General features: G+C 54.6%; 1 protein-coding gene. It reads right to left on the reverse strand.

Going from position 1 to position 564, the window contains the following annotated elements:
- Nucleotides 1–423: glycerol-3-phosphate acyltransferase (locus NWF35_RS03420; RefSeq protein WP_301237690.1), on the reverse strand; the 423-nt coding region annotated here is incomplete at its 3' end.
- Nucleotides 424–564 lie beyond the last annotated feature (141 nt).

Here is a 564-nt window from a genome sequence, read left to right on the forward strand (position 1 = left end):
CACTGATAGAATCATCACAGCTACAGTGGTCAGCAAGGTCGAGATCCCCAGATACCGCGTCAGCAACAAACTGACCAAATAAATCAAAATGCCCACCACTATCAGCATCGGACTCAACACGAACAGCGCTCCGGCTGCCACCGCCGTTCCCCCACCACTGCGAAAAGCGGGGACAACCGGATACAATCGGCCCACCACCACCATCAATGCCGCTACGCTGGCACCAAACCATCCGCCCATCACCAACCCGATCAGCACAGCCAAGGCACCTTTGGTCATTTCCAGCACTACCCACAGCACCACATCCTGCAAAGGACCGGTATGCATGATCACTTTCCCATTGATCCGTCTTCCCACCCACCACCCGTAAAAGGGGAACATGCCGATCCCATAGGCGACAAGTGCAATGATGAGTGCTCTCATGACGATGCCTCCTCACCAGCGAGGATACGGTCTCAATGCCAACAGACCGATCGCCGCCAGTCCGCAGTATCCGAACAACGGGTAGACATATCCGACGAAAGTGGGAAACCCAATCAGCGAACAAACGTAACCAGAGATGAA

This window comes from Polycladomyces subterraneus (genome assembly GCF_030433435.1).
Classification (GTDB): Bacteria; Bacillota; Bacilli; order Thermoactinomycetales; family JIR-001; genus Polycladomyces; species Polycladomyces subterraneus.